Genomic DNA, 14,725 nt, shown 5'->3' with positions numbered 1-14,725 from the left:
TACAGCCACCGGGAACTGCGAGGATGACCCCATGCGAATCGCGGTCACAGGCTCCACGGGATTGATCGGCTCGGCACTCGTCCGCTCACTGCTGGCGGACGGCCACAAGGTGGTCCGGCTGGTCCGGCACCGCTCCCGGACCGGCCCGCAGCCGGACGGGACGACGGCGATCGGCTGGAACCCGCTGCTCGGGCAGGTCGACCGGGACGGGCTGGCCGGGGTCGAGGCGGTGGTGCACCTGGCGGGCGCCGGGGTCGGCGACCACCGGTGGACGGACGCGTACAAGCGGGAGATCCGGGAGAGCCGGGTGCTCGGCACCGAGACGCTGGCCGTCGCACTGGCCGGGCTGAAGGAGCCGCCGCGGGTCCTCGTCAGCGGCTCGGCCGTCGGCCTGTACGGGCAGACCGGGGACGCGGTGATCGACGAGGCCTCCCCCGCCGGGGACGACTTCCTGGCCGAGGTCTGCGTCGAGTGGGAGGCCGCCGCCCGGCCGGCCGAGCGGGCCGGGATCCGGGTGGTCCACCCGCGCACCGGGCTGGTGCTCTCCGCCGAGGGCGGGGCCGGCGAGCGGCTGTTCCCCCTCTTCAGGCTGGGCCTCGGCGGGCGGCTCGGCGACGGCCGGCAGTACTGGAGCTTCATCTCGCTGGCGGACGAGGTCGCGGCGCTGCGGTTCCTGATCGACCGTGACGACCTGAGCGGCGCGTTCAACCTCAGCGCGCCGGACCCGGTGACCAACGCCGAGCTGACGGAGGCGCTCGGGCGGGTGCTGAAGCGGCCGACGCCCTTCCCGGTGCCGACGGCCGTGCTGAAGGCGGTGCTGGGCGAGCTGGCGATCGAGGTGGTGGGCAGCCACCGGGTGGTGCCGAAGCGGCTGCTGGAGGCGGGCTTCCGTTTCGAGCACCCGGACGTGGACTCGGCGGTACGGGCGGCGCTGTAGCGGGACGGGCGCGCGGGGGCTGGGCCTGCGGGGTCCGCGGGCCCTGCGGGCTCTGCCGGTCCTGCCGGTCCTGGTGTGCCGGCGGGCCGGCGGGCCGTTGTGGGCCCGCGTACGCCCGCCCCGGCGGCGGCCCCGGCCAGGGGCATATGCCGAACAGGGGGCGGTCGGGGCTCCGACAGGGGGCGCACGGGAGCATGAAGCGGGCGCGTCGCACGCCCCCGGTGACCGTACGCGCCCGCCGACCCCCGATCCCGGCCGCTGGGGCACACAGTCCGTGACGGCGCCCCACCCCGTGCGGCCACACCCTCCCCGGGCCCCGGATACGGCCCGATGCACTTGTCTGATGCTCTTACTGACTGGGCATCACATCGTCGGACCGTGTCCCGGCACCCCGCTGCCTACGTCGGCCGAAGCTCCGGGACCAGGGAGGGAGCACGCCAGTGCCCACGTACGACTTCACTCGCCGCGCCCGCCGTCAGTCCGACCCGGACGTCGTCGTGGTCGGCGCCGGACTCGCGGGCCTGACCGCCGCCCGCGTGCTGACCGGCCACGGACTGACCGTCCACGTCCTGGAGGCCACGGACCGCGTCGGCGGCCGGATGGCCACCCGCGAACTGGACGGCTTCCGGCTCGACCACGGCAGCCAGCTGCTCAACACCGCCTACCCCGAACTGCGCCGCGTCCTCGACCTGGACCGCCTCGAACTGCGCCCGCTCGCGCCCGGCGTACTCGTGCACAGCGGCGGCCGCCGGTACCGCGCCGGGGACCCGCAACTGACCACCGCCCGGCAGGCCACCACCCGCGCACCACTGGGCAGTCCGCTGGACAAGGCCCGGCTGGGCAGCTGGCTCAGCCGGCTGGCCGCCACCCCGGCCGGCCGGCTCCAGGCCCGGCCGGAGACCACCGCCGCCCGTGCGCTCGCCGAACGCGGCCTCGCCCCGCGCACCGTCGACGGCTTCCTGCGGCCGCTGCTCGCCGCCCTGCTCAGCGACCCGGCCCTGGGCACCTCCAGCCGGATCGCCGACCTGGTGCTGCGCAGCTACGCGCGCGGCCGGCTCTGTCTGCCCGCCGGCGGGATCGCAGCCGTGCCGGCCCAGCTGGCGGCCGGCCTGCCCGCCGGGACCGTCCGCACCGGGGTGCAGGTCACCTCGATCGCGGCCGACGGTGTGGAGACCGTCGGGCACGGCCGGATCGGCGCCCAGGCCGTGGTGGTGGCGACGGGTGCGCGGTCCGCCGCCGGACTGCTGCCGGGCCTGCGGCTGCCCGGGTTCCACCCCGTCACGACCTTCTACCACGCGGCCGACCGGGCACCGATCGGCGAGCCCGTCCTGCTGCTGGACGGCGACCTGCCGGGCGGGCAGCCACCGCTGGTCTCGCACTCGGTGGTGCTCAGCGAGCTGCACCCCTCGTACGCCCCGGCCGGCCAGGCACTGGTCGCCACCACGGTGCTCGGGCGGCGCTCCTTCGACGCCGGCGGGCCGGCCGCGCTCGAACCGGCGGTGCGTGCGCGGCTGGCGGAGCTGTACGGCGCGCCGACCCGGGGCTGGCAGTTCCTGAGCGTACGCCACGTCCCCGACGCGGTGCCGGCCATGCCGCCGCCGCACAACAGCCGGCGCCCGGTGCGGCTGCTGGCCGGGCTGTACGTCTGCGGGGACCACCGGGACACCAGCACCGCCCAGGGCGCGCTGGTCTCGGGCCGGCGGGCGGCGCAAGCCGTGGTGCGCGACCTCGGACTGCCGTCCGGCGCCCGGGAGGCCGAGGCGGCCGCCTGACGCCGGACGCTCGCGGGCCCCTCCTGGGGGCGGGCGTGCGGGCTCCTCCCGGGGCGCCGCGAGGTCGCCGTCGGACCGGCCCGCAGGCTCGTTCCAGGGGCACCCGGGGCGCGGCCCGTGAGGGCGTGAACACGCGGACCGGCTGCCGTGGCGGCAGCCGGGCCCGTGCCAGTATGCCGATATGACCGCTATTCGGAGGGTTTCCGTCCCCTGCCAGGGGCCGGCCGCCCGGTGAGCGCCGACTTCCAGGCCGAGCCGCTCTCCCTGATCCTCGTCCCGGCCGCCGCGGTGGCCGCACCGCTGATCGCCGACCGGCTGCTGCGGTGGATCGCCGTCCCCACCGTGGTGTTCGAGATCCTGCTCGGCGTACTGATCGGCCCGGACGGCCTGGCCTGGGTGCACGTCGACGGCCTGGTCGACGCGATCTCCCAGTTCGGCCTGGCCATGCTGATGTTCCTGGCCGGGTACGAGATCGACTTCGCCAGGCTGCGCGGCGGCCCGCTCAAACGGGCGGGCGCCGCGTGGCTGGTGACCCTGGTGGTGGCACTGGGCATCGGCTCGCTGGCCAACCACGTCCCGCTCGACGGCGCCTTCGCCGGGCTCGCGCTCACCACCACCGCGCTCGGCACCATCCTGCCGATCCTGCGGGACGCGGGGGAACTGCCGACCCCCTTCGGCTCGCTGGTGATGGCCACCGGCGCAGTCGGCGAGTTCGCACCGATCATCGCGATCGCCGTCCTGCTCAGCGGCAACACCCCGGCCAGGAGTGCGCTGATCCTCGGCGTGTTCGCGGTGATCACGGCGGTCGCCGTGGCCTTCGCCCGGCGGCCCCGGCCCGGCTGGGTGACCCGGCTGATCCGCCGGACCCTGCGCACCTCCGGCCAGTTCGCCGTCCGGACCGTGATCCTGGTGCTGGGCACGATGGTGGCCGCCGCGCTCTGGCTCGACCTCGACATGCTGCTCGGCGCGTTCACCGCGGGGATCGTCGCCCACCTGCTGCTCTCCGGTGTGCCCGAGGCCGAGGAGGAGGTGATCGAGGCCAAGCTGGAGGCCATCGGCTTCGGCTTCCTCGTCCCGGTGTTCTTCGTGGTCAGCGGGATGAAGTTCGACCTGGACGCGCTGCTGGGCGACCCCGGCACCCTGCTGCTCGTCCCGGGCTTCCTGCTGCTGTTCCTCGCGGTGCGCGGGGCGCCCGCCGCGTTCCTCGCCCCGGCCGGGCTCGGCCGGCGCGACCGGGGCGCGCTCGGCCTCTACGCCGCGACGGCGCTGCCGCTGGTCGTGGTGATCACCACGATCGAGGTGGACGCCGGACACCTGCCCTCGTCCACCGCGGCGGCGCTGGTCGGTGCGGGCATGCTCTCGGTGCTGTTCTTCCCGCTGCTGGCGCAGCGGCTGCGCGGCGACGTCCGCCCGCCGGCCGCCGAGGGCGACCGGCCGCGGGTGAACGCCGAGAGCTGGTAGTCGTCCGCCGGACCGCTGCGCCCGCCTCAGATCACCCCCGCCTGGCGGGCCGTCTCCTCGAAGGCGCGGGCCACCGGGCTGCCCCGGTACGGGGTCAGCCGGCGGTGGAAGTCCCGCACGTACTCCAGCGAGCGGGCCGAGCGCATCTCGCCGGCCGCCCGCAGGGCGTCGGTGGCCATGGTGCACGCCTCGTCGAGGTCGCCCATGCCGAGCCGGGCGGTGGCCAGGACCAGCCGGCAGAAGATCCGGCTCCGGGCGTAGGCGGGCGAGCGCAGCCGCAGCGACTTCTCGGCGTGCTGGGCGGACGTCCGCCACTGCTGGAGGTCCCGGTAGCAGTGGGCGAACTCGTCGGAGAGCTGCGCCTCGTCGAAGTAGCGCGCCCAGGAGGGCAGTTCGTCACCGGCCCGGGCCGCGGCCAGCGACCGTTCGGAGCGGACCAGCGCGGTGGTGCAGGCCCGGACGTCGCCGAGCAGGCCGTGCCCGCGCGCCTCGGCGGCGTGCAGCAGCGCCTGCACGGTGGCCGGCACCGCGGTGCCGACGCCCTGCTGGGCGACCCGGGCCAGCTGGACGGCCTCCCGGCCGTGGCCGAGGTGCACCGCCTGCTGGCTCATCGTCACCAGGACGTAGCCGCCGAGCGGGCGGTCCCCCGCGGCCTGGGAGAGCCGCAGCGCCTGGACGAAGTAGCGCTGCGCCAGGCCGTGCGCGGCGATGTCGAAGGACGTCCAGCCGGCCAGCCTGGTCAGGTCGGCGACGGCGCCGAACAGCGCCCGTCCGATCTGCTCGCCGTAGCGGCCGCGCAGCATCGGCTCGGCCTCGCTCTCCAGGTAGCGGACCAGCGCCTGGCGGGCGTGGCCGCCGCCGTAGGCGTGGTCCAGTGCGCGGAAGAGGTCCCCGACGGCGCGGATGGCGGCGATGTCGCCGCGGCCGACCCGCAGCGCCGGGCGCTGTTCGCGGGCCGGGTCGGTGTACGGCGGCTCGACGGCGACGGGCGGGCGGCGGCTCTGGGTCGGCACCCGGCCGAGCGCGGTCGACGCCTGGCCGGCGGCCGCGGCCGGAGCCGGTGGCCGGGGCGAGGGCGCACCGGAGGGCCCGGACGCCGATCCGCGCGCCGGGGGTGCGGCGGACGCGCCCGGCGCGGCGGCGGGCGGCGCGCCGGGCGCGTCCGGCCGGGGCAGGGTGGAGCCGTCCCGGGCGACGCGCTCGTCGGTCCGGCCGATCAGCCAGTCCCGGCTGGGGACGACCAGCCCGGCCGGGGTGAAGGCGATCCGGCGCAGCTCGGACTGCGGGCCGTTGTCCTTGCGCCACATGCTCGCCACGATGTCCACCGCCTCCTGCGGCGTCTCGGCGAACTCCAGGCCGGCGTAGACCGGCGCGCAGGCGTCCAGGCCGAGGTCCTGGGCGGTGAGGCGGCGGCCGAGCCGGCGGGTGAAGACCTCGGCGATCAGCGCCGGGGTGGCGCCGCGCGGCTGCTGGCCGCGGAGCCAGCGGGTGACGGAGGTCTTGTCGTACCGCAGGTCGAGGCCGTGCTCCAGGCCGAGCTGGTCGACCCGGCGGGCGAGGCCGGCGTGCGAGAAGCCGGCCTCCTCGATCAGCGCGGCCAGCTGGCCGTTCTGCGGGCCCGGGCCGGAGTGGCCGGCCGTCGGCGGGGGCGGTGCGGGCGCGGCGGGCGCGGCGGGTGCGGCGGGTGCGGCGGGTGCGGGCGGAGCCGGCGCCGCGGAGCCGTCCGGGACGGAGTCGTCCGGGGCGGCGGGGCTCTGGTGCCGTTCGGGCGTGACGGACGTGATCTGCACGGGCACTCGCAACTCGTCGGCGGTCGGGGCGTCGGGGGCGTCCGGAAGGGCCCGGTCGACCGGACCCCTGTGCTGGTCGAGCGGGTCGAGCGGTCCGTACGCCGGGCTGTCGGTTGCAGGCCGTTGGGGCATAGTCAGTCAACACCTCTCGGACGCCGCACCGGCTCCACCAGCACTTCGGCTGCCCGTGGCGGCGCCCCCTGTCGGGAATCGGCGCGAATGTAGCGAGCATTCGGGCGCTATGGGTGGTTCTGGCCGAGCAATCCTCCGAACGGGTGAAGCATCGGCGCCCATTGTGGGGAAGCCCGGACAGAATGGGTTTGGCTCCGGGTGGCCGAACCGCCGATCGACCGTCGTAGTGGTGACCGCCACAGTTCACCGGATTGCTGTAGGCCACCACCACATAGGAGCCGGGCCGCGGGATTCCTACCGTTCTCGGCCATGGACACCACTTCAGCCCGCCCGCTCGACGGCCGTACGGCCCTGGTCACCGGGGCCGCCTCGGGCATCGGCCGGGCCTGCGCGGAGGCCTTCGCCGAGGCCGGCGCCCGGGTCTACGTCGTCGACCTCGCGGCCGACCCAGCCCGGGAGGTCGCCGAGCGGATCGGCGGCGTCGCCCACGTCGCCGACCTCTCGGACCCGGAGGCGGTCGAGGGCCTGCCGGACGACGCCGACATCGTGGTCAACAACGCCGGCCTCCAGCACGTCGCGCCCGTGCACGAGTTCCCGCTCGAACGCTTCACCCTGATCCAGCGGGTCATGGTCGAGGCCCCGTTCCGCATCCTGCGCCGCACCCTGCCGCACATGTACGAGCAGGACTGGGGGCGGGTGGTCAACATCTCCTCCGTCCACGGCCTGCGCGCCAGCGCGTTCAAGTCGGCCTACGTGACCGCCAAGCACGCGCTGGAGGGGCTGAGCAAGACGGTCGCCCTGGAGGGCGCGCCGTACGGCGTCACCAGCAACTGCATCAACCCCGGCTACGTCCGCACCCCGCTCGTCGAGCGGCAGATCGCCAGCCAGGCACTGGCGCACGGCATCCGCGAGGACGAGGTGGTGGAGCAGATCATGCTCGACCGCACCGCCGTCAAGCGGCTGATCGAGCCCGACGAGGTGGCCCAGCTCGCCGTCTGGCTCTGCTCCCCGCACGCCTCCTACATCACCGGCGCCAGCCTCCCCGTCGACGGCGGCTGGACCGCGCACTGACCCTCCCCCTCCCGTCCCCCGTCCGAGAGGCTCGACCCCCATGGCCAGTTCTCCCACCGCCGCCAGACCGGGCTCACCACTGTGGAAGGTGGTCGGTGCCAGCCTGATCGGCACCACCATCGAGTGGTACGACTACTTCCTGTACGGCACGGCCGCCGCACTGGTCTTCGGCAAGGTGTTCTTCCCGGCGAGCGATCCGCTGACCGGGACGCTGCTCTCCTTCCTCACCTACGCGATCGGGTTCGCCGCCCGGCCGCTCGGCGCACTGGTCTTCGGGCACTTCGGCGACCGGATCGGCCGCAAGAAGCTGCTGGTCGTGAGCCTGCTGCTGATGGGCGGCTCGACCACGCTGATCGGGCTGCTGCCGACGTACCACCAGGTCGGCGTGGCGGCGCCGGTGCTGCTGACCCTGCTGCGGCTGGTGCAGGGCTTCGCGCTCGGCGGCGAGTGGGGCGGCGCGGTGCTGCTGGTCTCGGAGCACGGCGACCAGCGGCGGCGCGGGTTCTGGGCGTCCTGGCCGCAGGGCGGCGCGCCGGCCGGGAACCTGCTGGCGGCGGGCGTGCTGTCGCTGCTGACGACCGTGCAGTCCGATGCCACCTTCCTCGCCTGGGGCTGGCGGGTGCCGTTCCTGCTCTCGGCGCTGCTGGTGGCGGTCGGGATGTGGATCCGGCTGGCGGTGGACGAGTCCCCGCTGTTCAAGGAGGCGCTGGCACGGGCCGAGGCGCGCAAGGCCTCGCAGCGCCGGCCCGAGCAGCCGCCGCTGGTCGCAGTGATGCGGCACCACTGGCGGGAAGTGCTGGTGGCGATGGGCGCGCGGATGGCGGAGAACATCTCGTACTACGTGATGACCACGTTCGTCCTGGCCTACGCCGTGACCCAGGTGCACCTGCCCAAGCAGACCGCGCTGAACGCGGTGCTGATCGCCTCCGCGGTCCAGTTCGCCCTGATCCCGCTCTTCGGGGCGCTCTCCGACCGGGTCGGCCGCAAGCCGGTGTACCTGGCCGGAGCGGTGGGCGTCGGGATCTGGGCGTTCGTCTTCTTCGGGCTGGTGGACACGAGGTCGTTCGGCTCGCTGCTGCTGGCGGTGACCGTCGGACTGGTCTTCCACAGCGCCATGTACGCACCGCAGGCCGCCTTCTTCTCCGAGCTGTTCGCCACCCGGATGCGGTACTCGGGCGCGTCGATCGGCGCCCAGTTCGCCTCGGTGGCGGCCGGCGCGCCCGCGCCGCTGATCGCCACCGCGCTGCTGAAGGACTACGGCAGCTCCACCCCGATCGCGGTGTACGTGGCGATCGCGGCGGCGATCACCGTCCTCGCGGTGGTCTGCGGCCGGGAGACCCGGGGCAGCGACCTGGCAGAGACCGAGCCGGAGGCCGCCGCACCCGAGGCCGCGGTGGCCGGGGAGCCCGCGACCGCCTGACACCCCGTTCGACGGCCGGCGCTCCTGACCGCACGAGCGCCGGCCCGCCACGGGCACCGGGGCTGAACAGCTACGATCGCGCTTCCGTCCCTGGGGCCTGTGACCCACTGCCGATTGGCGGCCGTACCGTGAACGACCCCCTCCCCCACACCGGCTCGGCGCCCGCGCTGCGGCGGCTGCTCGACCTGCTCGCCTCCGGCGCCGCCACCGAGGACTTCGCCGACGTGCTGGCCGACGCGCGCCGCCGGGGGGCGCCGGGCGCCGTGCTGAGCGAGATCGACGACGCCACCTGGCAGGCGCTGCGGGTGCACCGGACGCTGCGTCAGCACCGCCGCCGCGAGGCCGAGCTGACGGCCCTGTTCGACACCGCCGGGGACCTCGCCGCCTCCCGGGGCCTCGACACCGTGCTCCAGGCGATCGTCCGCCGGGCCCGGATGCTCCTCGGCACCGACACCGCCTACCTGACCCTCCCGGACGAGGCCGCCGGCGACACCTACATGCGGGTGACCGACGGCTCGGTGTCCGTGCTCTTCCAGACCCTGCGGCTCAGCCTCGGCGACGGCCTCGGCGGCCTGGTCGCCCAGACCGCCCGCCCGTACGCCACCCCCGACTACCGGACCGACGAGCGCTTCCACCACACCGGCACGATCGACGCCGGGGTGCTCGACGAGGGGCTGGTGGCGATCATCGGGGTGCCGCTGCTGCTCGGCGGGCAGGTGATCGGCGTCCTGTTCGCCGCCGACCGCTCGCCGCGCGCCTTCTCCCCCGACGAGGTCGCGCTGCTCTGCACCCTGGCCGCGCACGCCGCGATCGCCCTGGACACCGCCAAGTCGCTGGCCGACACCCGGGCCGCGCTCGCCGAGCTGAACACCGCCAACGAGCTGGTCCGGGCCCACGCCGCCGCCGTCCAGCGCGCCGAGCAGGGCCATGACCGGCTCACCGACCTGGTGCTGCGCGGCGCCGAGGTACCGGACGTGGCCGCCGCGGTGGCCGCCCTGCTGGGCGGCGAGATAGCCGTCCTGGACACCGGCGGCGAACCGCTGGCCGGCCGGGCCGCGCCCGCCGAGGGGCTGGCCGAGGCGGTGGCCGCGTCCCGCTCCGAGGGCCGGTCGGTGCGGCACGGCGACGCCTGGGTCTGCGCGGTGCTGGCCGGCCAGGAGCCGCTGGGCACCCTGGTGCTGCGCGGCCGGCCCGGCCTGGACGACGCCGACCGGCGGCTGTTCGAGCGGGCCGGCGTGGTCACCGCGCTGCTCCTGCTGCTGCGCCGCTCGGTCGCCGAGACCGAGAACCGGGTCCGCGGCGAGCTGCTCGCCGACCTGCTCACCGCCCCCGACCGCGACCCGGCCGGGCTGACCGCGCGCGGGCGCCGGCTCGGCGTGGACCTCGGCCGCCCGCACCTGGTACTGGTCGCCGAGCCCGCCGGCGCCCCCGGCAGCGCCGCCACCGACCGCAGCCGGCTGGCGGGCGCCGCCGGGGGGTACCTGTTCGGCTCGCGCGGCATCAGCGCGGAGCACGGCGAGGCCGTCGTCCTGCTGCTCCCGGACGACGGCTCGGCGGGCGCCCCCCAGGAGGCGGCCGAGCGGGCCGCCCAGCGGCTCGCCCGGCTGGCCGGGTTCCCGGTCACCGTGGGCGCGGGCCGGCCCGCCGCCGGCCCGGTGGCGCTCGCCGCCTCGTACGCCGAGGGCCTGCGCTGCGTCCGGGCGCTGCGGGTGCTCGGCCGGGCCGGGGACGGCGCCTCGGCCCGGGCGCTCGGCTTCCTCGGGGTCCTGCTCGGAGACGGCCACGACGTCGACGGCTTCGTCGGCGCGACGCTCGGCCCGCTGCTGGACTACGACGCCCGGCGCGGCACCGAGCTGGTCCGGACGCTGCGCGCCTACTTCGACTGCGGCGGCAGCCTGACCCGGGCCAAGGACGAGCTGCACGTCCACGTGAACACGGTGGTGCAGCGGCTGGACCGGGTCGAGGTGCTGCTCGGCCGCGACTGGAACCACCCCGAGCGCTCGCTGGAGCTCCAGCTGGCGCTGCGCCTCCAACTGCTCGCGGGCGCCTGAGCGGACCGCCGGACCCGGGCCGCCCTCGGACACCTGAACGACCGGTCACGGCCGGGGCGTACAGTGGCGAGGTTGGTCTCGAACGCCTGGCAAGGAGCAGCAGCAGTGAGCGAGCGAACCATCGAGAGGTCCGCGTTCCGCGATGTGACCGCCGAGCACGGTGAGGTGGGCGCATGAGCGCGAACGTGCGGTTCGTGCGGATGGGCATGGGCGAGGGCGCCGTCGCCTACCAGGAGGCCTGGGCGGAGCAGCAGCGGCTGCACGCGCTGCGGGTCGCGGACGAGATCCCCGACACCGTGCTGCTGCTGGAGCACCCGCCCGTCTACACGATGGGCCGGCGCACCAACCCGGCCGACCTGCCGCTGGACGGCACCCCGGTGGTCGAGGTCAACCGGGGCGGCGAGATCACCTGGCACGGCCCCGGCCAGCTGGTCGGCTACCCGATCGTGAAGCTCCCCGAGCCGATGGACGTCGTCGCGTACGTGCGCCGGCTGGAGGAGTCGCTGATCCGGGCCTGCGGTGACTTCGGCGTGGAGACCACCCGGGTCGAGGGCCGCAGCGGGGTCTGGGTACTGGGCGAGGCCATCCCGGACGCGGTGGTGGACCCGTCGCAGGTGGTCGACCTCGGCAAGCTGACCCTGCGGATGGGCCTGCCGCTCGGCATCGACCCGCGGCTCGCCGGGCCGGAGTACGCGCCGTCCAACGCCGGGCAGCGCGGCGACGACCGCAAGCTCGCCGCGATCGGCGTGCGCGTCTCGCGCGGGGTGACCATGCACGGCTTCGCGCTGAACTGCAATCCCGACATGACCTGGTTCGACCGGATCGTGCCGTGCGGCATCCGGGACGCGGGCGTCGCGTCGCTCTCCGGTGAGCTCGGCCGGGAGTTCCCGGTCGGCGAGGCGCTGGACGCGGTCGAGAAGCACCTGGCGGACGTGTTCGCCGAACTGCCGGAACCGGCACTCAGCCGCTGACCGGGAGGGCCCGGGCCGTCCGCCCGGGTCCCTGGTCCGGGCCGTCCGCCCGGCTCCCCGCCCGGCTCCCCGTCCGGGGCCGTCCGGGCCGTCCGCCCGGCAGCTCCGGGCAAACCCCCGGAACGCCCGGGGAATCTACCCGCCGGTAGTGATGTTGCCCTGCGATTGCGGGCTGCAGGCCCGGCGAAGGCCGTACAAGCACAGGCGTACCCTGGGGGTACCCCGTCTAGTTCTAGGAGTCGCACGTGTCCGCTGTCGCACCCGACGGCAGGAAGCTGCTCCGCCTGGAGGTCCGCAACAGCGAGACCCCCATCGAGCGGAAGCCCGAGTGGATCAAGACCCGCGCGAAGATGGGCCCGGAGTACAACGCCCTCCAGTCGCTGGTGAAGAAGGAGGGGCTGCACACGGTCTGCCAGGAGGCCGGCTGCCCCAACATCTTCGAGTGCTGGGAGGACCGCGAGGCGACCTTCCTCATCGGCGGTGACCAGTGCACCCGCCGCTGTGACTTCTGTCAGATCGACACCGGCAAGCCCGCCGAGTTCGACCGCGACGAGCCGCGCCGCGTTGCCGAGTCCATCGTGACCATGGACCTCAACTACGCCACCATCACCGGCGTCGCCCGCGACGACCTGGACGACGGCGGCGCCTGGCTGTACGCCGAGACGGTGCGCCAGGTGCACGAGATGACGGCCGCGCGCGAGGCCGGGCGGACCGGCGTCGAGCTGCTGATCCCCGACTTCAACGCGGTGCCCGAGCAGCTGGCCGAGGTCTTCTCGTCCCGCCCCGAGGTGCTGGCGCACAACGTCGAGACGGTTCCGCGGATCTTCAAGCGGATCCGGCCCGCGTTCCGCTACGAGCGCTCGCTGGACGTCATCACCCAGGCCCGCGCGGCCGGGCTGGTCACCAAGTCCAACCTGATCCTGGGCATGGGCGAGACCCGCGAGGAGGTCAGCCAGGCGCTGGCCGACCTGGTCGGCGCCGGCTGCGAGCTGATCACCATCACCCAGTACCTGCGCCCGTCGCTGCGCCACCACCCGGTGGAGCGCTGGGTGAAGCCGCACGAGTTCGTCGAGCTCCAGCAGGAGGCCGAGGAGCTGGGCTTCGCCGGCGTCATGTCCGGCCCGCTGGTGCGCTCCTCGTACCGCGCCGGGCGGCTGTACCGGCAAGCCCTGGAGCGCCGCGAGCAGGCGGCGGTCTGACCGGAGCGGCGACTTCAGGCCACCGAAGGGCGGAGCCTCGGCTCCGCCCTTCGGGTTCTCCGGGTTCATCCCGCTTTGACTGCCAGGTCACGGGCTGGTAACACGGGGTGGTGATGATGAGACCGTTCGAATCATTTCCGCCACGAGGGGAGCTGTTCGACATGCAGGTCGGCATCCGGTCCGTGAGCACCGCGCTGCGGCTGGCCGAGAGCGTGCTGCTGGCGGGCGGCCAGCGCCAGGCCCGGCGCAACGCCTGGGCGGCGGTCTGCGAGAACCGCCAGTACGCGGCGGACCGCGAGCGCGACACGCGCCCCGGCAGCCCGGCCGCCGGGGCCGCACGCCGGTAGCGGGGCCCGCCCGGCAGGCCGCGCACCGCCGGCCGGGCGCCCGGTGTTCGCACCCGTACGCAACTGCGCGGGCTCACCCGGGTCACGGTTCGGGGCGAACGGGCACCCGGGCTTGGATATCCCGTACCCACGGCACGTACCATGAGCGTTATGGCGAGGGAAACATCCGAGAACCCCGGGCGGCTGAAGCAGATCCGCCTGGCTTACACCATGACCAAGAAGGTCGACACCAAGATCGGCCTGATCATCGCCGGCGTCGGCCTGCTGACCTTCGGCGTGTTCCTCGCCATCGGCTTCGCAATCGACCACCCCATCTACCTGGGCATCCTGGGCTTCATCGTGGCCTTCCTGGCCATGGCGATCGTCTTCGGGCGCCGGGCCGAGCGCGCAGCGTTCGGGCAGATGGAGGGGCAGCCGGGAGCCGTGGCGGCGGTGCTCAACAACATCCGACGAGGCTGGAGCGCGAGCCCCACCCCGGTGGCGGTGACCCGCAACCAGGACGCGGTCTACCGCGCCGTGGGCCGGGCCGGCATCGCGCTGATCGGCGAGGGCAACCCGAACCGGGTGCGCCAGCTGCTGGCCTCAGAGAAGAGGAAGATGGCCCGGGTCGTCGGTGACGTCCCGGTGCACGACATCGTGGTGGGCGACGGCGAGGGCGAGATCCCGCTCAAGAAGCTGCAGATCCACCTGATGCGTCTGCCGCGCGCCATCACTCCGGCCCAGGTCACCGAGACCAACGACCGGCTGCGCGCGCTGGGCGACCTGCTCTCCAAGGCGCCGATCCCCAAGGGCCCGATGCCCAAGGGTGCCCGGATGCCCAAGGGCGGCCAGGCCCGCTGACCCACCCCTCCCCATTCGCACGAAACGGCCCCGCCGCGGAAGTTCCGCGGCGGGGCCGTTCGACATTTGCAGGGGCCTTGCGGGGTCCGGGGCCTTCAGGGCCTCGGCCGCCGGGGGCCTCCACGGCGCTCGACCGGCCACCGAGGGGCCTTCAGGGCGCCTTCCGGTGTCAGATGCGGACCTCGGCGGTGCCGACCGCCTTGTCGTGCAGACCCCGGGAGTCGCGGTCCCAGACCAGGGCCGGCACCAGCAGGCAGAGCAGCAGCGTGCGCAGCAGCACCTGCGGGATGGTCGCGCGGCTGCCGTCCAGGCGCACCACCCGCAGGCCGAACAGCCGCTTGCCGACGGTCGTCCCCGTGGTGGAGAGCAGCAGCGCGGTGACGGCGAAGAAGAGCGGGGTGGTCCACATGTTGGCCGAGCCCGGGGAGCCCTGGGCGATCAGCCCGAAGGCGACCAGGGAGACGAGCCAGCCGTCGACGAACAGTGCTCCCAGCCGGCGGCCCGGACCGGCGATCGAACCGGGGCCCTCGTGCGGCAGTCCGAGGCGCTCACCGCGGTAGCCGAAGTCGGTGCCCATCTTCTCGGCGGCCGCCTTCGGGCCGTCGATCCACGATCCCAACGCTTCTCTGGTGTCCACGAATCCACACTAACCGGGCGGACGGTCCGGGCCTGCACCGCCTCCCCCGGAGGGTGAATCGCGCCTCCGGACGCTTTCCAAGTGGTCCAGACCACTC

At 74.7% G+C, this 14,725-nt stretch carries 12 protein-coding genes; 10 read left to right on the top strand and 2 right to left on the bottom strand.

Annotated elements, in window-relative coordinates; translation table 11 throughout:
• Positions 1 to 31 precede the first annotated feature (31 nt).
• The 3 genes from C2142_RS27590 (at position 32) to C2142_RS27580 (ending at position 4,170) form a co-directional block, all read left to right on the top strand.
• Positions 32 to 937, top strand: a complete 906-nt coding sequence (locus tag C2142_RS27590; RefSeq protein ID WP_148645445.1) for a TIGR01777 family oxidoreductase — start codon at positions 32 to 34, stop codon at positions 935 to 937.
• Positions 938 to 1,377: 440 nt separating this feature from the next.
• Entirely contained in the window at positions 1,378 to 2,709 is a 1,332-nt protein-coding gene (locus C2142_RS27585; protein ID WP_148645444.1) for an NAD(P)/FAD-dependent oxidoreductase, read from the top strand.
• A gap of 231 nt (positions 2,710 to 2,940) precedes the next feature.
• Entirely contained in the window at positions 2,941 to 4,170 is a 1,230-nt protein-coding gene (locus C2142_RS27580; protein WP_148645443.1) for a cation:proton antiporter, read from the top strand.
• Positions 4,171 to 4,196: 26 nt separating this feature from the next.
• Here the strand turns inward: C2142_RS27580 and C2142_RS27575 are convergent, their stop codons facing one another.
• On the bottom strand, positions 4,197 to 6,092 hold the full coding sequence (locus C2142_RS27575) for a regulator (RefSeq protein WP_241002809.1): 1,896 nt from the start codon (positions 6,090 to 6,092) through the stop codon (positions 4,197 to 4,199).
• Between the two features lie 309 nt (positions 6,093 to 6,401).
• On the opposite strand from C2142_RS27575, the gene C2142_RS27570 reads away from it, so the two are divergent.
• The 7 genes from C2142_RS27570 (at position 6,402) to C2142_RS27540 (ending at position 13,991) form a co-directional block, all read left to right on the top strand.
• Positions 6,402 to 7,163, top strand: a complete 762-nt coding sequence (locus C2142_RS27570; protein ID WP_148645442.1) for a 3-hydroxybutyrate dehydrogenase — start codon at positions 6,402 to 6,404, stop codon at positions 7,161 to 7,163.
• Between the two features lie 40 nt (positions 7,164 to 7,203).
• Complete coding sequence (locus C2142_RS27565; RefSeq protein WP_148645441.1) at positions 7,204 to 8,583, top strand: MFS transporter; 1,380 nt, start codon at positions 7,204 to 7,206, stop codon at positions 8,581 to 8,583.
• A 128-nt stretch (positions 8,584 to 8,711) separates the two neighbouring features.
• Positions 8,712 to 10,634 (top strand): GAF domain-containing protein, encoded by a 1,923-nt coding sequence (locus C2142_RS27560; protein WP_148645440.1) that lies wholly within the window; start codon positions 8,712 to 8,714, stop codon positions 10,632 to 10,634.
• A gap of 173 nt (positions 10,635 to 10,807) precedes the next feature.
• Positions 10,808 to 11,605: a lipoyl(octanoyl) transferase LipB gene (lipB, locus tag C2142_RS27555; protein WP_148645439.1), complete on the top strand. Its 798-nt coding sequence runs from the start codon at positions 10,808 to 10,810 to the stop codon at positions 11,603 to 11,605.
• Positions 11,606 to 11,850: 245 nt separating this feature from the next.
• Complete coding sequence (lipA, locus tag C2142_RS27550; protein WP_148645438.1) at positions 11,851 to 12,804, top strand: lipoyl synthase; 954 nt, start codon at positions 11,851 to 11,853, stop codon at positions 12,802 to 12,804.
• A gap of 161 nt (positions 12,805 to 12,965) precedes the next feature.
• Positions 12,966 to 13,151 carry a hypothetical protein gene (locus tag C2142_RS27545; RefSeq protein ID WP_148645437.1) on the top strand — a complete coding sequence of 62 codons (186 nt, stop codon included), beginning with the start codon at positions 12,966 to 12,968 and terminating at the stop codon, positions 13,149 to 13,151.
• A 150-nt stretch (positions 13,152 to 13,301) separates the two neighbouring features.
• A complete protein-coding gene (locus tag C2142_RS27540; protein WP_148645436.1) occupies positions 13,302 to 13,991 on the top strand; it encodes a DUF4191 domain-containing protein in 690 nt (229 codons plus the stop codon).
• Between the two features lie 169 nt (positions 13,992 to 14,160).
• Here C2142_RS27540 and C2142_RS27535 read toward each other — a convergent pair whose 3' ends face one another.
• Complete coding sequence (locus C2142_RS27535) at positions 14,161 to 14,628, bottom strand: RDD family protein (protein WP_148645435.1); 468 nt, start codon at positions 14,626 to 14,628, stop codon at positions 14,161 to 14,163.
• Between the last annotated feature and the right edge of the window lie 97 nt (positions 14,629 to 14,725).

It is taken from the genome of Streptomyces sp. CB01881, from assembly GCF_002953255.1.
Lineage (GTDB): Bacteria > Actinomycetota > Actinomycetes > Streptomycetales > Streptomycetaceae > Kitasatospora.
This window is presented reverse-complemented; position numbering and strand designations above follow the sequence as displayed.